Consider the following 19,263-nt stretch of genomic DNA (forward strand, 5'->3'; position numbering starts at 1 on the left):
GGTGTCACTGCTTGGACGTCGCCACCTCCACCGGGCTGACCTTGAGTGCCAGCCGGCCGGGCAGCGTCGAGGCGACGAGTGCCAGCAGTGCGGCTGCGCCCACCACTGTCGCGTACACCGACGGGAGTACGGTGGGTGCCGCACTGCCGGTCATCCCGATACTGAAGGCGGTCAGCACGACGAGGGCGATGCCGGTGCCGAGGACGGCGGCGATCAGCAGAACCGACAGGGCCTCGATGCGGAGCATCCGCAGGACCTGGCGGCGAGTGGCACCGGCCAGCCGGAGCATGGCGAACTCCCGGATCCGCTCGGACACCGACATGGCGAAGGTGTTGACGACCGCGATCGCGGTGAAAGCGAGAACCAGGCCCATGGCCAGATAGTTGACCTCTGCGTTCTGCTGCTGCCGGTCCGCCTGGAGCCGGTCTGCGGTGGCAGGGGCGAGCACGGCGATGCCGGGGAACTTCCGCAGAGCGGCGACGAGCCGGCTGCGGTCGCTCTCTCCGGCGACCAGGACCGTGGCAGCGAGGGGGTTGTCCATGTGACGGGCGATCAGGTCGTGGGGCAGGGTCAGATCGCCGAACCCGAGGCCGCGGGTGTAGACCGCGGCGACCGTGAGGGTGGCGGGTGTGCCGTCACCGAGGTGCACTGTCAACTCGCTGCCGGCGTGCAGCCCCAGCTGTTCGGCGGCGAGTTCACTGATTGCAGCGGTGCCGGGACGGGCGGCGAAGCCGGCGAGCGAGCCGCTGGTCACCTCGGGGTCCCAGGTTTGGGCGATACCGGCCTGGGTGACGCCCTGAGCCGTGAACTTCTCGAGGCCTACTCTGACCGTGGTCCGTACGACCTCGGTGGCGGCCGTCACACCCGGTGTCCTGCGCACGGTCTCGGCGGCGGCGGACGGGACCCCGGGCCCCTGCGAGGAGAGGACCCAGGTGGCACGGATTCCTTCGCGGGCCTGGGCGCGGGCGGCGTCACCGAGGGTCGGCTGAACGAAGAGAACCGTGCAGGTCATCGCGATGAGCAGAGTGAGCGGGGTGACGACGGCGGCCATCCGGACGGAGTTTCCACGGATGTTCGCGGTGGCGAGAGTGCCCCCGGAACCGATCAGCCGGAGCGGGCCCGCGAGCAGTGCCGCCGCCATCTTGACGAGCAGTGGTCCGAGTAGCGACACGGCCGTGGCCAGCACCACAACGGCCAGGAAGGTGAGGGGAGTCGAGGCCGCCTCGGTGCGCAGGCTGCCGAGTACGGCGACGAGCGCTCCGCCGCCCGCGAGCAACACCAGACCTGCGGCGATCCGGACCGTGGCCGGCCGCTCGCGCTCGACCGTGGACTCGGCCATGGCCTCGCCCGGGCGGATACGGGCGATCCTGCGGCCGGAGATCCTGGCGGCTGCCCAGGCACCGAGAAACGTAACGGCGAGGGCGGCGAAAACCGGGAAGATGCCCGTGGTGCGTTCCAGCGACGGTGGGACCGCACCCATATCGATGAATCGGCTGTGGAGCCAGCCGGCGAGCGGCAGTCCGGCGAGCGAACCAAGCACGCCGGCCACGGCCCCGACGACCAGCGCCTCACGCCCGAGAAGGCGGCGGACCTGGCGCGGTGTGGCGGCGATGGCGCGCAGCAAGGCCAGTTCACGGTGGCGCTGTTGGATGGAGAGCGCAAAGGTGCCGACGACCACGAGGATCGCGACGAGGAGTGAGGTGCCACCCATCGCACCGCCCATGGAAACGAGCTTGATCCGGGCGCCCGCGGCATCCAGGAACTCGACGGGGCCGCGGTCGTCGCCTGTGGACACCTGCGCGGTGGTGCCCTTGAGCGCCTGCTCCACCTGCTGCTTCAGCCGGTCGAGGTCCGTGCCCGGCGCGGGCACCACACCGAGGGCGGTGACCTGGCCGGGACGGGCGGAGAGGCGGGCGGCCTCGGCGCCCGAGAAGAAGAGGGTGGTCTGCTGCCGGAGGTCGCCGCGGTGGGCCGGGGCCGCGACACCGCTGATGCGGTACGGGCGGGCAGCGCCGGTGGACTGCACGGTGAGCCGGTCTCCGGGCTTCAGGCCGGTTCGCTCGGCGAGACCCCGGTCGATCACCACGTCGTCGGCGGAGACGGGGGAACGGCCTGCGGTGAGAGCGAAGGGCGTCAGGGAGGCGGAGGCCCAGGAGTGTCCGTAGGAAGGCGGGGAAGATGGAGTGGTCTTACCCGCAGGCCTGCCGGCGGACCGGGCAACGGGCACCGCGAGGAAGGTGAGTTCGGGGACCACCTTGCGTACGCCGTCCACGTTCCGGATCCGGTCCGCGGTGACTGCGGGGAGCCAGGCGCGCTCAGCGACGGGTTTCGCCTTGCGCTTGACCTTCGTCTTCCCATTGCCCTTGTGCTTGACGGTGGTCCGGTGGACATTCTGGTCGGCTGAGACGATGAGCGGAGCCGCGGCATAGCGCTCGGTCGCGATCCGTCCGCGCAGGCCGGTCTCCAGAAGCGTGCCGCAGGCGGTGACAAGGGCAGCGGCGCACATCAGGGCCACCAGAGCGCCGAGGAACCCGCCCTTGCGGTCTCGGATCGTCTGCAGGGCGTAGCGCAGCATCATGATGCGTCGGTCTCCCTCGTGTGGTTGTCGGCTGCAAGGGGCCGGGCCGGGAAGGCGAGCAGCCGGGTGTGGACCGTGCGAGCGCCCGGCGGAGTGTCGGCGTCGGACCGCTTGTAGCGGTTCATGAGGGCGATGTACTCCTCGAAGAACGCGCGGAGCTCGGGCAGCGTGAGCCGGATGGTGCCACGCGAGTACGGGAACGCGTCGGCCCACTCGCCCCGTTCACCGCTGTCGCGCTGAAGCTGCTCGAAGAGGGCGAGGTCGGCGGCGTACGCATGGCGGTTCAGCTCGTCCATGGCACGCCGCACCTCGGGGCTCTGGCGGGACCGGGGCGGGAAGCGACGGTCGCCGGGAACGGCCCGCCACCACCTCGCCCGACGCCCGTCCGACTCCTCGGCCGGGATGTCCTCCACGAAGCCGTACCTGGCCAGTTCGCGCAGGTGATAGCTGGTGGACCCGGTGTTCAGCCCGAGGGCGCGGGCAAGGATCGCGGACGTCGCGGGGCCGTGCAGGGTGAGGTGCTGAAGGATCTGCTGCCGCCTCGGCTGTGCGAGCGCTGCGAGGGCGGCCAGCTCTGTGATGTCGGTGCCACCGGACTTTTCTGCCATGCGTCACACAGTGCTCTGTGCACAGATACCTGGGCACTGGAGCGAGTCGGCGTCTTCGTACGGGGGTTTTCCCCCGGCAGCCGCTGTCCCGCCCTCCCTCGGAACCGCTCCGGAACCGACACGAGGCTGACCCGGAACCGCTCCGGAACCGACCGCGATCCGACCCGGCACGCACCCGAATGGCTCACCCCGGTGGAGCATATTCATCACAAGGCAGACATTCACCTCATACAAGGGACCGATAAGACGGAGATGCCACACAGATGCCGACCACCGCCCTCACCCCCGACCAGCTCGACCGTCAGGCCGCCCGCCTCCATGACACGGAGGCCTGGCAGCAGATCGTCACGGGCTGGGACATCACCGTCCCCGAACCGTTGCGTGCCGCCTCACCTGGCTCCGTGCCGCACCCGGCGGACCGGCATCCGGCCGACTGGCGCGATCTGCTGTCCGTGACCGTCGATCAGCTGATCGCCGACTCGGTCCGCTCCGCGCCACCGGCCGCCCCACGCGAGCGCCCCCTCCCCGGGCGCCTCGGCGCGATCCTCCCCGACCGGTTCCACAGCTGGCGCCGCATCGGGCAGCCCGAACTGCGGCCCTCCACCCACCTCGCCTACGCGCGGCAGATCCTGATTGAGTGGGGCTGGCAGAACACCCCGTACCGGCTGCGGAACGCCCGCGGCGCCCGGTGCGTCTGCGGCGCCCTCCTCACCGCACACCGCCTGGGCTACGGCTCCCTCGACACCGTGGACCGGGCCGGCGCCTGGATCGTCGCCGAGCTTCGCTCGCAGGGCTGGACCGACCTGATCGGCCCCTGGAACCGACGCCCTGGCCGCACCGCGGCGGATGCTGTGGCCCTGCTGGACGCCACCATCCTCCGCGCCTCACATGCCGGACAGTGACCGCCGCGCCTCCCCGACCCGCAGCAACCCGGCGTGCACGCCGTCACCGTGCACGCCCATTGCGCTCAACGCCCGCGCCGTGTATATCCGCTGCGTGCACACCCTCTGTGTACGCAGCCCTGCACATCCGGAAAGCAACGCCGTCAAAACGGCTCGTCCAGGCCTTCCGTGTCCTCACCCTCTGCTTCGAGTGCCTGGCGCACCACACGCAGGGCCATCCCCTCCCCGTACCCCTTGCGCGCGAGCATGCCCGCAAGGCGGCGCAGCCGCTTGTCGCGGTCCAGTCCGCGAGTGGAGCGGAGTTTGCGCGCGACGAGTTCGCGGGCCGTCTCCTCCTCCTGCCCGGAGTCGAGCTGTCCGACGGCCTCGTCGATCACCGCGGAGTCCACCCCCTTGGTCCGCAGCTCCCGGACGAGAGCGCGGCGCGCCAGCCCCCGGCCGTGGTGCCGGGACTCCACCCAGGCATCCGCGAACGCCGCGTCGTCGATCAGCCCGACGTCCTCGAAACGCGCCAGCACCTCTTCGGCCGCCTCGTCCGGGATCTCCCGTTTACGCAACGCATCCGCAAGCTGCTTGCGGGTACGCGGGGTCCCGGTGAGCAGCCGCAGACATATGTTGCGCGCCTGCTCGACCGGGTCTCGCGGCTCCCCCTTCTCGGCCCTCGACGAGGAAGGGGAGCCGCTGTTCCTGGAGCGGGAGCGGGCACGACGGTCCGCCCCCTCACCGAATCGCCCGCCCGAGCCGGTGCCGTGACCGGGACCGGCCTCCGGCCCGTATGCGGACTCGGACGCGGAATCGGCCGTGCGCCCGGCGACTCCTGGGCCGGGACCGGCGCCGACAGCGCTGTCCGGCCACTCCGTACGACGCGTCACGGTCTAGCTCTTGGCCGCCGCAGCCTTGGCCGGCTTGGTCTTGCCGGCCGGAGCGGGCACCGACTTCGCGCCGTCGGCCGGAGCCGCGGAGCCGCCCGCCGCGTCCGCACCAGGCTCGCCCCCCAGAGCCGCGTCCGGCCTGACGCCGATGCCCAGCTTTTCGAGAATCTTCTTCTCGATCTCGTTGGCGAGGTCGGGGTTGTCCTTGAGGAAGTTACGGGCGTTCTCCTTGCCCTGGCCGAGCTGGTCGCCCTCGTACGTGTACCAGGCGCCCGCCTTGCGCACGAAGCCGTGCTCCACGCCCATGTCGATCAGACCGCCCTCGCGGCTGATGCCCTGGCCGTAGAGGATGTCGAACTCGGCCTGCTTGAACGGCGGTGCGACCTTGTTCTTGACGACCTTGACACGGGTGCGGTTGCCGACCGCGTCGGTGCCGTCCTTCAGCGTCTCGATGCGGCGGATGTCAAGGCGCACCGATGCGTAGAACTTCAGCGCCCGGCCACCGGTCGTGGTCTCCGGGGAGCCGAACATCACACCGATCTTCTCGCGGAGCTGGTTGATGAAGATCGCGGTGGTCTTGGACTGGTTGAGCGCGCTGGTGATCTTGCGGAGCGCCTGGCTCATCAGACGGGCCTGCAGACCCACGTGCGAGTCACCCATCTCGCCCTCGATCTCCGCGCGCGGCACGAGCGCCGCGACGGAGTCGATGACGATCAGGTCGAGAGCGCCCGAACGGACCAGCATGTCCACGATCTCGAGCGCCTGCTCACCGTTGTCCGGCTGGGACAGGATGAGGCTGTCGATGTCGACGCCGAGCTTCTTCGCGTACTCGGGGTCGAGGGCGTGCTCCGCGTCGATGAAGGCCACCGAGCCGCCGAGCCGCTGCGCATTCGCCACCGCGTGCAGCGTCAGTGTCGTCTTGCCGGAGGACTCCGGCCCGTAGACCTCCACCACACGGCCGCGCGGCAGTCCGCCGACGCCGAGGGCGACGTCGAGTGCGGTCGACCCGGTGGGGATCACCTCGATGGGCTCGTTCGGCCGCTCACCGAGGCGCATCACCGCGCCCTTGCCGAATTGCCGTTCAATCTGTGCGAGTGCGGCGTCCAGCGCCTTCTCGCGGTCGGTTCCTGCCATGGGTTCCACCCGATTTGCTTGAGTCGATCGCTTCACGTCAAAGACGCTAACCCCTGCCACTGACAATGGGCCTCGACGTCCTCCCGGCCTGTGGACAACTCCACGGTCGGGCCCGGGAAAACCCGGCCGGAATCCCATAAGAATGGATGTTCGATTTCAGTGTCAAGCGCACCGCGCCGGACCGACCCGCCCCCAGAGTAGCGCCCTAGCATCACGCGCTTGGGGAGTCAAGAAAACATGGTCGACCTCATGCTGAATTCCGGCCGTATGGGAACATGACCGACAGAAAGAGCGGCCCTGGTCGTCGGCGCCAGGCGCGGTGCGGGCCGAGGCATCGCCGTTCAGCTGGGAGCGGTTGGAGCGACTGTCCGCGTGACCGGGCGGACCACCGGGACCCAACGGTCGGAGATGAGTCGGAGAGGAACCGTCCGGAGACCATCGATTCAGACCGCAGCCGCCGTCGCCGAGGCGAACCGGCGCGACGCGATCACCCACGCGCCGCGTTTCGCCGTCGCCGAGAGTCCCGCATACGTCGGCCGGGCGGTGGCCGCGCTCGCGCAGGACCCGGAGGTCGCACGCTGGAGCGGGCAGTTTTTGTCCAGCGGGCAGTTTTTGTCGAGCGGGCAGTCGGCGCGGGCCTACGGCGTCACCGACCTCGACAGCCGGCGCCCCGACACCTGGCGGTACGTCCCCGAGGTCCACGACGCGGGCCTGCCGGCCGACGTGACGGGCTGTCGCTGAGCCCGCCCGCGGACCGCGCCCCCACGCCTCCGCAACCCGCGCTCCCGCACCGCGCGACGCAACCTGCCGGGCCGCCTGCCGTCCGGTTGTCGTTTCAGGCCTGCGGATCCGGGACGTTCGGTCGCTCCGAATCCGCGTCGCCGTCGCCCCCCGGAGCCCGGGTCGCCACGCCCCGCGACCGTGGGAGCACCGACTCCCCGCGCCGCCACAGATGCCGTCCATGCACCCGCGGGTCGTCCGTCACGTCGTAGCGCTTCACATAGGCACCGAGGAATGCCTGCAGCGTGGCGACGGCCGGGATCGCGATGAGCGCGCCCACGGCGCCCAGCAGAGCCGTACCGACGATGACCGAGCCGAAGGCGACCGCCGGATGAATGTCCACGGTTTTCGAGGTGAGCTTGGGCTGCAGCACATAGTTCTCGAACTGCTGGTAGATCACGACGAATCCGAGTACCCACAGGGCGTACCAGGGGTCGACGGTGAACGCGATCAGCATCGGCAGGGCGCCCGCCAGATACGTACCGATCGTGGGAATGAACTGCGAGACGAGGCCGACCCAGACCGCGAGCGCCGGAGCGTACGGCACACCGAGGATCACCAGCAGGATGTAGTGCGCGATCCCGGAGATGAGCGCCATCAGTCCACGCGAGTAGAGAAAACCGCCGGTCTTGTCGACCGCGATCTCCCAGGCCCTCAGCACTTCGGCCTGCCGGGCGGGCGGCAGCATGGAGCACAGGGCGCGGCGCAGCCGAGGACCGTCGGCCGCGAAGTAGAACGAGAACAAGAAGATCGTCAGCAGCCGGAAGAGCCCGCTGAGCACGGTGGTCGAGACGTCGAGCACACCGGTCGCGCTGTTCTGGACGTACTTCTGCAGCCAGTCGGAGTGCAGCAGGCTGTCCTGAACCTCGACCCGGGAGAGATCGGTGTGGAAATTCTGGTTGATCCAGTTGATCACCGAGTCGAGGTACTTGGGGAACTCCTCGACCATGTCGACGATCTGGCCCGCGAGCATCGAGCCGAGCAGCGCGACGAACCCGGCCACGGCGATCAGCACCACGAGGAAGACCAGGAAGGTGGCCAGACCGCGGCGCACACCACGCGCCGACATCCGGCTCACCGCAGGCTCTATGGCGAGCGCCAGGAAGAAGGCGATCAGGATATTGATCAACAGCCCGATGAGCTGGTGGAACGCCCAGCTGCCGAGCTGGAAGCAGGCGTAGAGCGCCAGGGCGAGAACCATGGCTCGCGGCAACCATGCGGGCATTCGAGCCGACCCGCTGCCGGAAGGCGGGGTCGATGGCGCGGCCGGCGGGACGGGCTGGGTCAAGGGCGGCTGGGTCTGGGCTGTCTCGTCTGTCGGTGCCACGGATCCAGTCTCGCCTACGGCTGTGACAGCTGGCCGCCCGCCCCCGGAACAGTTGAGGTCCAACGGTGGGCGGGCACGGCGTCAGCGTTTGTCGGCGGGGATGCCGACCGCGGTGCAGACACCGCGCCAGACGTCCTTCGCTTCCCAGCCCTCGGCCAGCGCCTGGTGCACCGTACGCCCGCCGAGCTCGGCCATCACATGGTCGCGCGCAAAGGAGTCGGCGTACCCCGCACCGAAGTGGTCCGCCATCCGTTCCCAGAAAATCGTCAACCGCATGACTTCAGTATCCCGCTCCTGAGAGTGCAGCCGCGCCGCTGCGCATTGTCGAGAGCGCTTACCGGCCTACGGTCGGTCCATGGCCGGAACAGGAGCAAGCCCCCTCAAGCGTGCCGAGCAGTTCATCTGGCTCACGGCCCGCGTCCTCGAGCAGCGGCGGTTCGCCCATCACTTCCTGGGAGGGGGTGCGGACGCGGTGGAGACCGCGCTCGCCGCCTATCTCAATGAGGACGGCGGATATGGTCACGCACTCGAACCGGATCTGCGGGGCCCTGTCAGCCAGCCGCTGCACACGGCCCATGCGCTCAGCGTCCTCGACTCCATCGGGCGCTGCAGCGGCCTGCGGGTGGAGCGGGTCTGCCGCTTCCTGACCGATGTGTCGACCAAGGAGGGGGCGCTGCCGGCACTTCTCCCCTCGCAGCGCGGCTATCCGGCCGCGCCGTTCATCCCGATCGTCGATGACCCTCCGGCCCAGTTGCTGGCCACCGGCCCCGTTGTCGGACTGCTGCACCGCAATGCGGTGTGGCACGCCTGGCTGTTCCGGGCCACCGACTTCTGCTGGGCGGCGGTCGACGCGCTGGAGAAGTCGCATCCGTACGAGATCGAAGCCGCGGTCGCCTTCCTCGACGGTGCTCCGGACCGGGCACGGGCGGAGGCGGCGGCGGACCGCCTCGGGCGGCTGGTACGGGAGCAGCGGCTGGCCGTACTGGACCCGGAGCGGCGTGCGGAGTACCCGGTGGCGGCCGGATACGCACCGGGCGAGCAGCATTTCCCGTACGACTACGCCCGCACCCCCGAATCGCTCGCCCGCCGCTGGTTCACCGACGAGGAGCTGGAACGCTCGCTCGACCATCTGGCGACGGAGCAGCAGGCGGACGGCGGCTGGCCGGTGAACTGGCGGCAGTGGGCACCGGGCACCGCCCTGGAGGGCCGCCCCCTGGTAACGCTCAAGGCGCTGCTGACGCTGCGGGCCCACGGCCGCAGCGTCCACTGAGACCGGGCGGCGCGGTTCGCTTCCGACGCCGTTGCCCTGGGGTGACGGACACGCCGTCGATCCCCGGGGCGGGGCAGTACGGCAGGGCAGCGACCCGGTGGCTGCTGGGGCCGGGGCGCGACGGACGCACGCTGCCTTTCCGGCCAGGCCGGCTATCCGAGCGCGCGCACCCCGGCCGTGACGACGACGGCAGCTCCCACGACCACCAGGAAGGGTGCGCGCAGCACCAGGGCGAGTGCGGCGGCGGCGAGCCCCGCACCCCGGGCGTCGAGCACCAGCTGCTGTCCGTTACCGAAGGTCTGCTGCGCCGTGAGGGCCGCCAGGAGCGCCACTGGCAGGAGTGCGGCAAGACGCTGTACGAGCGGGCGTTCCAGTGCTCCCGCGGGGACCAGCAGCCCCAGCAACTTGGCGAGGTAGCAGCCGACGACGGTGAGGGCGATCGCTATCCATACGTTCATCGGGCGTCCTCCGTCGTGGTCGCGTCCTTGGCCGGGCTGTCCGTGGCCGATGCCTTCCTGCGCCCCATCAGGAAGAGGACAGCGGGTGCGGCGAGCGCGGCAAGCAGCACGGGTACGCCCGCGGGCAGCATGGGCAGCGCCCCCAGGGCGAGCAGGACGGCGAGAGCGGCCGTGACGCGCTCCGTGGTGCTCTTCAGCATCGGGGCGAGCAGGGCGAGGAAGACGGCGGGGCTTGCCGCGTCCAGCCCCCAGGTGTCGGTGTCGCCGAGCGCCTCGGCGCCCAACGCCCCCAGCAGTGTGGTCAGGTTCCACAGCACGTACAGGGTGAGTCCGGTGACGGTGAAGCCGATCCGTGCGGCCCGCCGGGTGGGCTGCGGCAGCGTCACCGCGGTCGTCTCGTCGATGACCCAGTGGGCGGCGAGCGGTCGTACGGCGCGTGGGAGGGCGAGCAGCTGTGACAGCCGCAGCCCGTAGAAGGCGTTGCGTACGCCGAGGAAGAACGCACCGGCGGCGGCGGTGTACGGGTTTCCGCCTGCGGCAAGGGCGCCCACCAGCGCGAACTGCGAGGCGCCGGTGAAGACGAGGAGGCTGAGCGCGCAGGTCTGGATCAGGCTCAGGCCGGAGCCCGCCGAGGTGACACCGAAGGCGAAGCCGGAGAGGCCCACCGCGATACCGACGCCGAGCGCGTCGCGGATGACGGCCGCGTCCGGCTTCACCTCGCCGACGGCGGTCTCGGCTGTTTCGCCGAGTCTCTTTGAGGATGCTGTCTGTTCTGGCACGGCAGGAACGCTACGTGGACGAAGCAGGACCGGTCTTGTACGTTTTTGCGCGTTCGCGCTGGTACGCGCCGGGCGGCACCCCCACGATCCGGGTGAAATGACGGTTGAGGTGCGGCTGATCGGTGAAGCCGACCCGTGCCGCCGCGTCCGCCGGCGCGATGCCCGCATCGAGCATCCGCCGTGCACGCCGCACCCGGGCATCGGTGAGCCAGGTGTGCGGCGGCATCCCGTACTGCTTCTTGAACGCACGCAACAGGGCGAAGGGGCTGGTGCCGAGCTCGGCGGCCAACGTCTCCAGTGTCGGCGGCTCGGCCATGCGACTCTCCAGCACCGCACGCGCCCGCTCCGCGTCCTGGGCGCCGGCCGACCGGGCAGCACGGGCGGGCAGCACGCTGCCGTGGCGGCTGAGCAGCCGCGCGACCATGATCCGCAGCATGCTGTCGGCGGCGAGCGCATTGCCTTCCTCGGCCGCCCGGTGCACCTCGCCGATGAGCCGGGCCGCTTCCGGGTCCAGGACGCTGGTCTCGGCGAAGCCGACCGTGCCGCGCAGCCGCGTCGTATCGGCCGCGATGTCGTTGATCACCTGCGCGGACGGGTACAGCGTGGCGTACACCCAGCCTTCGGGGGCCCCGGCCCGGGCGGTGTGCGGCACCTCCGGATTGATCATGACGACGGTGCCTGGACCCGCGTGCACGGTGCCGCCGGGCAGCCCGACGTCCTCGACGCCGCAAGTGATGGTGCCGAAGACATAGCCCTCGTGGCTGTGGCGCGGGAAGGTGTGGCGGATGTACCGGGCGCGCAGAAGATCGAGATCGGGCAGTTCCGCGTGCTGCCAGTACCTCGCCCACTCCCCCGCGGCCGAATCCGGGGCCGGCCCCGGGACCGATGGTGCCGCCATAGCCGGAATTCTCGCAGGCACCGGCCGTGGTCAGCGTCAGGTACCGGCCATCCTCACTTTGGGCACCGCCCCTTGTCACCCCGGCATCAGTCCGTTGTCAGTGGTCGGGTGCACGATGGGGGACATGGCCGGCTCTGCTCTCGATGCGTTCTCCCCCGCCACCCGCAGCTGGTTCGCGGGTGCCTTCAGCGCGCCGACGTCCGCGCAGGAGGGCGCCTGGCGGGCGATCGGCGAGGGCTCGGACGTGCTGGTCGTCGCGCCCACCGGATCGGGCAAGACGCTCGCCGCGTTTCTCGCCGCGCTGGACCGGCTGGCAGCCGTTCCGCCGCCCGCCGAGGTGAAGAAGCGCTGCCGCGTGCTGTACGTGTCGCCGCTCAAGGCCCTCGCGGTCGATGTGGAGCGCAACCTGCGCTCGCCGCTGACCGGCATCCGCCAGGAATCGGTGCGCCTCGGGCTGCCCGAGCCCGATGTGCGGGTGGGCATCCGGTCGGGCGACACCCCGCCCGCCGAGCGTCGCTCCATGGCGACCCGCCCGCCGGACATCCTGATCACCACCCCCGAGTCGCTGTTTCTGATGCTGACGTCGTCGGCGCGCGAGGCCCTGTCGGGGATCGAGACGGTGATTCTGGACGAGGTGCACGCCGTCGCCGGTACGAAGCGGGGCGCCCATCTCGCCGTATCGCTGGAGCGCCTCGACGAGCTGCTGCCGCATCCCGCGCGGCGGATCGGTCTGTCGGCGACGGTCCGTCCGGTCGACGAGGTGGCTCGGTTCCTCTCCCCGCAGCGGAAAGTGGAGATCGTCCAGCCGCCGTCCGCCAAGCAGTTCGATCTGTCGGTGGTCGTGCCGGTGGAGGATCTGGGCGAGCTCGGCGGTTCTCCCGCCACGGACCCGGACCAGGCGGGCCAGGCGGACAAGCCGTCGATCTGGCCGCATGTCGAGGAGCGGATCGCCGATCTCGTCCAGGCACACCGCTCCACCATCGTCTTCGCCAACTCCCGCCGTCTCGCGGAGCGGTTGTGCAACCGGCTCAACGAGATCGCGTACGAGCGGGCCACCGGCGAGACGATGCCGGAGGCCCACTCCCCCGCCGCGATCATGGCCGAGTCCGGTGCGGCGAAGGGCGCCCCCGCGCTGCTCGCCCGCGCCCACCACGGTTCGGTCTCCAAGGAGCAGCGCGCCCAGGTCGAGGAGGACCTCAAGGCGGGCCGACTGCCCGCCGTGGTCGCCACCTCCAGCCTGGAGCTGGGCATCGACATGGGTGCGGTCGATCTGGTGATCCAGGTGGAGTCGCCGCCGTCGGTCGCCTCCGGGCTGCAGCGGGTCGGCCGTGCCGGCCACCAGGTCGGCGCGGTCTCCACCGGGGTGGTGTTCCCGAAGTACCGGGGGGACCTGGTGCAGTCGGCGGTGGTCACCGAGCGCATGCGCACGGGCTCGATCGAGGCGCTCCGGATCCCGTCGAACCCGCTGGACGTGCTGGCCCAGCAGCTGGTCGCCATGGTCGCCCTGGACACCTGGCAGGTGGACGACCTGCTGGCCGTGACCCGCCGCGCGGCCCCCTTCGCATCGCTCCCGGAGTCGGCTTTCACGGCCGTGCTGGACATGCTGGCGGGCCGCTATCCGTCCGATGCCTTCGCCGAGCTGCGTCCGCGCGTGGTGTGGGACCGCGTCGCCGGTACGGTCACGGGCCGCCCCGGCGCCCAGCGGCTCGCCGTCACCTCCGGCGGCACGATTCCCGACCGCGGGCTCTTCGGGGTCTTCCTCGCCGGGGCCGACCCCAAGAAGGGCGGCGGCCGGGTCGGCGAGCTGGACGAGGAGATGGTGTACGAGTCCCGGGTCGGCGATGTCTTCACCCTGGGCACCACGTCCTGGCGGATCGAGGACATCACCCGCGACCGGGTCCTGGTGTCACCCGCCCCGGGCGTTCCGGGACGGCTCCCGTTCTGGAAGGGCGACCAACTGGGCCGCCCGCTGGAGCTCGGCCGCGCGCTGGGCGCGTTCCTCCGCGAGATCGGCGGACTGTCGCCCGAGGACGCCAGGTCGCGGCTGCTCGCCGCCGGTCTCGACACCTGGGCCGCCGACAATGTGCTGTCGTACATCGACGAGCAGCGCGCCGCCTGCGGCCATGTCCCCGACGACCGGACCATCCTCGTCGAGCGCTTCCGCGACGAGCTGGGCGATTGGCGGGTCGTCGTGCACTCCCCCTTCGGCGCACAGGTCCACGCCCCCTGGGCGCTGGCTCTCAGTGCGCGCCTCGCCGAGCGGTACGGCATGGATGCCCAGGTGATGCATGCCGACGACGGCATCGTGCTGCGCCTCCCCGACGCCGACATGATGGGCCTGGACCTCCTGGATTTCGATCCGTCCTTCGATCCGTCCGGGAACCCGGTCCGGGAACCCGCTGCCCCGTCGGCCGCGGCATACGACAGCGACCAGCCTCCGGTCGGCGCCGCGGACGTCGCCTTCGACCAGGGCGAGATCAACCAGATCGTCACCGACCAGGTCGGCGGATCGGCCCTGTTCGCCTCCCGCTTCCGCGAGTGCGCGGCGCGCGCCCTGCTGCTGCCCCGTCGCAGCCCCGGCAAGCGCACCCCGCTCTGGCAGCAGCGCCAGCGTGCCGCCCAGCTCCTCCAGGTGGCCTCCGAGTTCGGCTCCTTCCCGATCGTTCTCGAAGCGGTCCGCGAATGCCTTCAGGACGTCTTCGACGTACCGGGGCTCGTGGAACTGATGGGCGACCTCGAAGCACGCCGCGTCCGTCTGGTCGAGGTGACCACCCCGGAGCCCTCGCCCTTCGCCCGCTCGCTCCTCTTCGGCTACGTCGCGCAGTTCCTGTACGAGGGCGACTCGCCGCTGGCCGAGCGGCGGGCGGCCGCGCTCTCGCTGGACTCCCGTCTCCTCGCCGAGCTTCTCGGCCAGGCGGAACTGCGCGAGCTGCTCGACGCCGAGGTGCTGGGCGAGCTGCAGCAGGAGCTCCAGTGGCTCACCGAGGACCGTCGGATCAAGGACATCGAAGGTGTCGCCGATCTGCTGCGCGTCCTCGGTCCGCTCACCGAGGCCGAGTTGGCCGAGCGCGGCGCCGAGCGGCCCTGGGCCGCGGAGCTGGCCTCGGCCCGCCGGGCCATCCGGGTCCGGATCGGCGGAGCCGACCACTGGGCGGCGATCGAGGACGCCGGCCGACTGCGGGACGCGCTGGGTACGGCCCTCCCGGTCGGCGTCCCGGAGGCGTTCACCGAGCCGATGAAGGACCCGCTCGGCGATCTCCTTGCCCGCTATGCGCGCACGCACGGTCCGTTCACCTCCACCCAGGCGGCTGCCCGCTTCGGCCTGGGCACCGCCGTCACGGACGGCGCGCTGCAGCGGCTCGCCGCCTCGGGCCGGATTGTGCAGGGCGAGTTCCACCCCGCCGGCATCGGCCAGGAGTGGTGTGACGCCACTGTGCTGCGCCGGCTCCGCCGCCGCTCGCTCGCCGCCCTGCGCCAGGAGCTGGAGCCGGTCCCGCCCGCAGCCCTCGCCGGCTTCCTTCCGCAGTGGCAGCATCTCGGGAGCAACAGCCTTCGAGGAATCGACGGACTGGCTCGCGCCATCGAGCAGTTGCAGGGCGCTCCCGTCCCCGCGTCGGCACTCGAGAAGCTGATCCTGCCGGGACGCATCACGGGATACACCCCGGCCCTGCTCGACGAACTCACCACCACCGGCGAGGTGATCTGGGCCGGTGCGGGTGCCCTTCCCGGCAAGGACGGCTGGCTGTCCCTCTATCTCGCCGACAGCGCACCCCTGCTCCTCCCACCCCCGCACCCTCTCGAACTCAGTGCGCTGCACGAATCCGTCCTCACCGCACTGACCGGCGGATACGGGCTGTTCTTCCGGCAGATCGCCGATCAGGTGCGCGCTACCACGCACCCGGACTGCACCGACCCGCAACTCGCCGATGCCCTCTGGGACCTGGCCTGGTCCGGCCGGCTGACCAACGACACGCTGGCTCCGCTGCGCTCGCTTCTCGGCTCCGGACGCACGGCGGGATCGACGGCCCACCGCGCCAAGCGCAGCGTCCCACGCGGCCGTTACGGCTCGCTCACCGCCACGGCCCGCCCCGCATCGCGCACCGGTCCGCCCACCGTCTCGGGCCGCTGGTCCCTGCTGCCCGGAACCGAGCCCGATCCCACGCACCGCGCCCACGCCCTGGCCCGCACCCTCCTCGACCGGCACGGTGTGGTGACCCGTGGCGCGGTGCAGGCCGAAGGCGTCGAGGGCGGCTTTGCCGCGACGTATCGGATCCTTTCCGCCTTCGAGGACAACGGGCAGGCCCGCCGCGGCTATGTCGTCGAGGGTCTGGGGGCGGCCCAGTTCGCGATGGACGGCGCGGTCGACCGGCTCCGTGCGGTCTCCACCGCCCGTGACCGTGCAGAATCGGGCTCGGCGCCCCGCGCCCTGGTTCTCGCCGCCGCCGACCCGGCCAATGCGTACGGCGCGGCCCTGTCCTGGCCCGAACCGCCGGACGGCGCCGGACACAGACCGGGGCGCAAGGCAGGTGCCCTGGTCGTCCTGGTCGACGGCGACCTGACGCTGTACATGGAGCGCGGTGGCAAGACGCTGCTCGCTTGGCCGACCGACCCGGAGGACCCTGCGCTCCGGGCGGCGGCCGAGGCGCTGGCCGGTGCAGCGCTCACCGGGGCTCTCGGCACGGTCACAGTGGAGCGCACCAACGGCGCCTCGTCCCTGACCTCGCCGCTGGGCCGCACGCTGGAGACGGCCGGATTCCACGCCACTCCAAGAGGCCTCCGCCTGCGCGCGTGACCCTGCATGGCACCTCAGCCCGCACACCGCCGCACAAATCCACCGATACCCGCCCGCACGCCCACCCCGCACCACGCATCATGGAGGTATGCCTGAAGGAGATACCGTCCTGCAGACCGCGCAGCGTCTGCACATCGCGCTGGCCGGTCAGATCCTCACCCACTCCGACCTGCGCATCCCCCGCCTCGCCACCGCGGACCTCACGGGCCGGACCGTTCTCGGCGTCACCCCGCGCGGCAAGCATCTCCTCACCCGGATCGAGGACGGCCTCACCCTGCACAGCCATCTCGGGATGGACGGCGCCTGGCGCCTCTACAATCCACGCGAGCGCTGGCGCGGCGGCCCGGGCCACCAGATCCGCGCGGTCCTCTCCACCGCCCACCACACCGCGGTCGGCTACCGGCTCCCCGTTCTCGAACTCCTCCGCACAGCCGACGAGGGGAAGGCGGTCGGCCACCTCGGGCCCGATCTGCTGGGCCCCGGCTGGGACCCCGACACCGCCCTGCGCAACCTGCTGGCCGACCCTGCCCGCCCCCTCGGCGAAGCCCTCCTCGACCAGCGCAACCTGGCCGGTATCGGCAACATCTACAAGGCCGAGCTCTGCTTCCTCGCGCGTGCCACCCCGTGGCTCCCCATCGGTGAGCTGCCTACCTCCACCGCCGCCCGCCTGGTCACCACGGCCAAGCAGCTCCTCGAAGCCAACCGCAGCCGCACGGTGCGCACGACCACCCGAGCACAGCCCGACGGCTACGGCCCCCGCGAGCGTCTCTGGGTCTACGGCAGGACACACCGCCCCTGTCTGCGCTGCGGCACCCCCATCCGCATGGCGGAGCAGATCACCCGCCCCGCCTACTGGTGCCCCCGCTGCCAATCAGGCCCCACACCATAGTTGACGCACCGTCAGATCCAGTCGTAGGGTCCGGACATGCCTCTCACCGCGTACGACCTCACCGGCCGATCCGCGTTCATCACCGGAGCGGCCGGCGGCATCGGCCGAGCCTGCACCGTCCTGCTCGCGGAGGCGGGAGCCACCGTCCACTGCGCGGACCTCGACGAGAAGGGCCTGCTGGAGACCCGGGAAATGATCACTGCGGCGGGTGGCGAAGCCCACGCCCATCCCCTCGATGTCACCGACCGCAGTCAGCTCAGAAGCGCCGTCACCACAGCGGGTGAGGTCGGCATCTTGGCCGCCGTCGCCGGAATCATGCATACGAGCAGCGTTCTGGAGACGGCAGACGAGGACCTCGACCGGGTCATGGCCGTCAATTTCAAGGGGGTTCTGTATGCCTGCCAGGAGGTCGCCCGCAGCATGATCGCACGCGGCGCACCCGGCTCGATGATCACCATGGCCTCGGGCGCGGTCGACGCCTCAAGCCCGGGCCTGCTCTGCTACAGCGCGGCCAAGGCGGCGGTCGTCCAGTTGACCAGGACCCTGGCGACCGAGCTGGGCCCTCAGGGCATCCGCGTCAACGCTGTCGCCCCCGGCTGGATCCGTACGCCGATGACCGCCCGCCACGACGCAGAGCAGCAGCACCGGGCCGAGGGCGCGATGGTACGGGTATCCCCGCTCGGCCGGGTGGGTGAGCCCGAGGACGTCGCCCACACGGTCCTGCATCTCGCATCCGATGCCTCAGCCTTCATGACGGGTCAGATTCTCCGTCCGAACGGCGGCGTCGCCATGCCCTGGTAGTACGCCAGGCCGTCTCGACACCGCGCACCCCTGCCACGCGCCACGCGCCCGTGGCGGCACCGATCGCCTCCGCACGGGCCCTGAGCGTTCCCGTGGGCCGGACGCTCGCGGCCACATGGACGGGCAGGAGGCTGAGCCCCCACCCACCCGCCGTCACCGCGCCCTCGACCAGCCCGGCATGTTCCGGCTGAAGGACCAGCCGGAGCACGGCCCACCACCACACCCCGCCGAGAGCGAGCGCGGGCACCCATCTCCGTACCATGGCTGCCTCCTCCGGCCGAACCTAGTCCGGCCCGATCGCCCAGCGGGAGGGCGCACCGGCGCAGTACCAGCGCGCATGTCCGGGGCGGACACCGTTACGCGCTCTCCGTCTGGCTCGTCCAGGCGTGCTGCCGCAGGTTCACGACCCGAGCTGCGCATGGAACAGCGCTACGGAACCGATACCGCTCAGGCACTGCGATCTCGGTGACCGTTGTGTTCCTCTCTGCAGTCTCGCCCGGGACCACCGGAGCCGCATCCAGAACCTCCGGTACGGCCGTCGAAGGGCAGCTACTTCTGCACAGTGGTTGGGCTGAAGCGGTGCTCCGGACGCGGCGCGTCCTGAGGACACAAGCTTCGTTGACCGGCGCACGCATCGGAACGGCGCGCGAGTCCCTGACGCCGGCGTCCGCACACACCAGAGCCCCGGCCACCCCTGCGAAGGGGCCGGCCAGGGCTCTGGTTCACACCGGACCGCGCGGGTCAGGCGGCGACGACATCCACCGCTTCCGCGGGTGCCTTGATCGTCACCCTTCCCGTCGGCACACCTGCCACCGACGTCACGGAGACGGAATTGAGCATTGGGCGTACCGGCACTGGCACCGGATCGCTGGCTGCTGCCGACTCGGCCAGCTCAGCCAGCGACAGCTCATCGCTCACTTCACGCATGAGCTCGGACATCCGTACGTCAAGCGCGTCGCAAATGGCGGAGAGCAGCTCGGAGGATGCCTCCTTCTGCCCCCGCTCCACCTCGGAGAGATAGCCGAGCGAGACTCGGGCGGACGAGGAGACTTCGCGCAGAGTACGGCCTTGGCGCTGGCGCTGCCGACGCAGCACGTCACCAAGCAGGCGACGGAGCAGAATCATCGGTGGCTCCCTCCTCGGACCGCGTAGCCGCATCCTTCACGCCCCACCGT

At 70.9% G+C, this 19,263-nt stretch carries 17 protein-coding genes; 6 read left to right on the top strand and 11 right to left on the bottom strand.

The features are described 5' to 3' along the window. Positions 1–4 precede the first annotated feature (4 nt). Together ACNPQM_RS06350 and ACNPQM_RS06355 are read right to left on the bottom strand one after the other, a co-directional pair. Positions 5–2,578: an FtsX-like permease family protein gene (locus ACNPQM_RS06350; RefSeq protein WP_418083203.1), complete on the bottom strand. Its 2,574-nt coding sequence runs from the start codon at positions 2,576–2,578 to the stop codon at positions 5–7. Beyond that, the gene (locus tag ACNPQM_RS06355) at positions 2,575–3,186 is read right to left on the bottom strand and encodes a helix-turn-helix domain-containing protein (protein ID WP_358858890.1); all 612 of its coding nucleotides are present in this window, start codon (positions 3,184–3,186) and stop codon (positions 2,575–2,577) included. Before ACNPQM_RS06355 ends, ACNPQM_RS06350 begins: the two co-directional genes overlap by 4 nt. A 263-nt stretch (positions 3,187–3,449) precedes the next feature. On the opposite strand from ACNPQM_RS06355, the gene ACNPQM_RS06360 reads away from it, so the two are divergent. After that, complete coding sequence (locus ACNPQM_RS06360; protein ID WP_418083204.1) at positions 3,450–4,088, top strand: hypothetical protein; 639 nt, start codon at positions 3,450–3,452, stop codon at positions 4,086–4,088. A 143-nt stretch (positions 4,089–4,231) separates the two neighbouring features. Here the strand turns inward: ACNPQM_RS06360 and recX are convergent, their stop codons facing one another. Next, positions 4,232–4,960: a recombination regulator RecX gene (recX, locus tag ACNPQM_RS06365; protein ID WP_418083205.1), complete on the bottom strand. Its 729-nt coding sequence runs from the start codon at positions 4,958–4,960 to the stop codon at positions 4,232–4,234. A 3-nt stretch (positions 4,961–4,963) separates the two neighbouring features. Further along, positions 4,964–6,094 carry a recombinase RecA gene (gene recA, locus ACNPQM_RS06370; protein WP_358858893.1) on the bottom strand — a complete coding sequence of 377 codons (1,131 nt, stop codon included), beginning with the start codon at positions 6,092–6,094 and terminating at the stop codon, positions 4,964–4,966. A gap of 297 nt (positions 6,095–6,391) precedes the next feature. On the opposite strand from recA, the gene ACNPQM_RS06375 reads away from it, so the two are divergent. Then, on the top strand, positions 6,392–6,835 hold the full coding sequence (locus ACNPQM_RS06375; RefSeq protein ID WP_418083226.1) for a hypothetical protein: 444 nt from the start codon (positions 6,392–6,394) through the stop codon (positions 6,833–6,835). A 94-nt stretch (positions 6,836–6,929) separates the two neighbouring features. Here the strand turns inward: ACNPQM_RS06375 and ACNPQM_RS06380 are convergent, their stop codons facing one another. Further along, entirely contained in the window at positions 6,930–8,099 is a 1,170-nt protein-coding gene (locus ACNPQM_RS06380) for an AI-2E family transporter (protein WP_418083206.1), read from the bottom strand. A 183-nt stretch (positions 8,100–8,282) separates the two neighbouring features. Next, positions 8,283–8,477, bottom strand: coding sequence for a DUF3046 domain-containing protein (locus tag ACNPQM_RS06385; protein ID WP_037701444.1), 195 nt, complete (start codon positions 8,475–8,477; stop codon positions 8,283–8,285). A gap of 79 nt (positions 8,478–8,556) precedes the next feature. Between ACNPQM_RS06385 and ACNPQM_RS06390 the strand changes: the two genes are divergently transcribed. After that, the gene (locus ACNPQM_RS06390; RefSeq protein ID WP_358858895.1) at positions 8,557–9,471 is read left to right on the top strand and encodes a hypothetical protein; all 915 of its coding nucleotides are present in this window, start codon (positions 8,557–8,559) and stop codon (positions 9,469–9,471) included. 152 nt (positions 9,472–9,623) lie between these two features. Here the strand turns inward: ACNPQM_RS06390 and ACNPQM_RS06395 are convergent, their stop codons facing one another. Genes ACNPQM_RS06395 through ACNPQM_RS06405 form a run of 3 tightly spaced genes read right to left on the bottom strand, consistent with a single transcriptional unit; the run spans position 9,624 to position 11,606 of the window. Further along, entirely contained in the window at positions 9,624–9,929 is a 306-nt protein-coding gene (locus ACNPQM_RS06395) for an AzlD domain-containing protein (protein WP_418083207.1), read from the bottom strand. Continuing rightward, entirely contained in the window at positions 9,926–10,708 is a 783-nt protein-coding gene (locus ACNPQM_RS06400) for an AzlC family ABC transporter permease (protein WP_358858897.1), read from the bottom strand. The genes ACNPQM_RS06395 and ACNPQM_RS06400 overlap by 4 nt, the downstream gene beginning before the upstream one ends. Positions 10,709–10,718: 10 nt before the next feature. After that, positions 10,719–11,606: an AraC family transcriptional regulator gene (locus ACNPQM_RS06405; protein ID WP_418083208.1), complete on the bottom strand. Its 888-nt coding sequence runs from the start codon at positions 11,604–11,606 to the stop codon at positions 10,719–10,721. A 124-nt stretch (positions 11,607–11,730) separates the two neighbouring features. Between ACNPQM_RS06405 and ACNPQM_RS06410 the strand changes: the two genes are divergently transcribed. From ACNPQM_RS06410 to ACNPQM_RS06420, 3 genes are all read left to right on the top strand, one after another. Then, a complete protein-coding gene (locus ACNPQM_RS06410) occupies positions 11,731–16,398 on the top strand; it encodes a DEAD/DEAH box helicase (protein ID WP_418083209.1) in 4,668 nt (1,555 codons plus the stop codon). A gap of 88 nt (positions 16,399–16,486) precedes the next feature. After that, complete coding sequence (locus ACNPQM_RS06415; RefSeq protein ID WP_418083210.1) at positions 16,487–17,287, top strand: DNA-formamidopyrimidine glycosylase family protein; 801 nt, start codon at positions 16,487–16,489, stop codon at positions 17,285–17,287. 36 nt (positions 17,288–17,323) lie between these two features. Continuing rightward, entirely contained in the window at positions 17,324–18,088 is a 765-nt protein-coding gene (locus ACNPQM_RS06420; RefSeq protein WP_418083211.1) for an SDR family NAD(P)-dependent oxidoreductase, read from the top strand. Here ACNPQM_RS06420 and ACNPQM_RS06425 read toward each other — a convergent pair. Next, positions 18,036–18,350 (bottom strand): hypothetical protein, encoded by a 315-nt coding sequence (locus tag ACNPQM_RS06425; RefSeq protein WP_418083212.1) that lies wholly within the window; start codon positions 18,348–18,350, stop codon positions 18,036–18,038. The two genes, ACNPQM_RS06420 and ACNPQM_RS06425, sit on opposite strands and share 53 nt — an antisense overlap. Positions 18,351–18,829: 479 nt before the next feature. After that, on the bottom strand, positions 18,830–19,213 hold the full coding sequence (locus tag ACNPQM_RS06430) for a helix-turn-helix domain-containing protein (protein ID WP_018105285.1): 384 nt from the start codon (positions 19,211–19,213) through the stop codon (positions 18,830–18,832). Positions 19,214–19,263 lie beyond the last annotated feature (50 nt).

Origin of the sequence: Streptomyces sp. NPDC056231 (assembly GCF_048270745.1) — a bacterium.
Taxonomy (GTDB): Bacteria; Actinomycetota; Actinomycetes; order Streptomycetales; family Streptomycetaceae; genus Streptomyces.

What these genes read in the sequence shown, in the direction of transcription:
- ACNPQM_RS06350 (WP_418083203.1), bottom strand. Translation starts at nt 2,578, where the DNA reads ATGATGCTGCGCTACGCCCTGCAGACGATCCGAGACCGCAAGGGCGGG.
- ACNPQM_RS06430 (WP_018105285.1), bottom strand. Translation starts at nt 19,213, where the DNA reads ATGATTCTGCTCCGTCGCCTGCTTGGTGACGTGCTGCGTCGGCAGCGC.
- ACNPQM_RS06360 (WP_418083204.1), top strand. Translation starts at nt 3,450, where the DNA reads ATGCCGACCACCGCCCTCACCCCCGACCAGCTCGACCGTCAGGCCGCC.
- ACNPQM_RS06415 (WP_418083210.1), top strand. Translation starts at nt 16,487, where the DNA reads ATGCCTGAAGGAGATACCGTCCTGCAGACCGCGCAGCGTCTGCACATC.
- ACNPQM_RS06425 (WP_418083212.1), bottom strand. Translation starts at nt 18,350, where the DNA reads ATGGTACGGAGATGGGTGCCCGCGCTCGCTCTCGGCGGGGTGTGGTGG.
- ACNPQM_RS06390 (WP_358858895.1), top strand. Translation starts at nt 8,557, where the DNA reads ATGGCCGGAACAGGAGCAAGCCCCCTCAAGCGTGCCGAGCAGTTCATC.
- ACNPQM_RS06420 (WP_418083211.1), top strand. Translation starts at nt 17,324, where the DNA reads ATGCCTCTCACCGCGTACGACCTCACCGGCCGATCCGCGTTCATCACC.
- ACNPQM_RS06385 (WP_037701444.1), bottom strand. Translation starts at nt 8,477, where the DNA reads ATGCGGTTGACGATTTTCTGGGAACGGATGGCGGACCACTTCGGTGCG.
- recA (WP_358858893.1), bottom strand. Translation starts at nt 6,094, where the DNA reads ATGGCAGGAACCGACCGCGAGAAGGCGCTGGACGCCGCACTCGCACAG.
- ACNPQM_RS06380 (WP_418083206.1), bottom strand. Translation starts at nt 8,099, where the DNA reads ATGCCCGCATGGTTGCCGCGAGCCATGGTTCTCGCCCTGGCGCTCTAC.
- ACNPQM_RS06405 (WP_418083208.1), bottom strand. Translation starts at nt 11,606, where the DNA reads ATGGCGGCACCATCGGTCCCGGGGCCGGCCCCGGATTCGGCCGCGGGG.
- ACNPQM_RS06355 (WP_358858890.1), bottom strand. Translation starts at nt 3,186, where the DNA reads ATGGCAGAAAAGTCCGGTGGCACCGACATCACAGAGCTGGCCGCCCTC.
- ACNPQM_RS06395 (WP_418083207.1), bottom strand. Translation starts at nt 9,929, where the DNA reads ATGAACGTATGGATAGCGATCGCCCTCACCGTCGTCGGCTGCTACCTC.
- ACNPQM_RS06410 (WP_418083209.1), top strand. Translation starts at nt 11,731, where the DNA reads ATGGCCGGCTCTGCTCTCGATGCGTTCTCCCCCGCCACCCGCAGCTGG.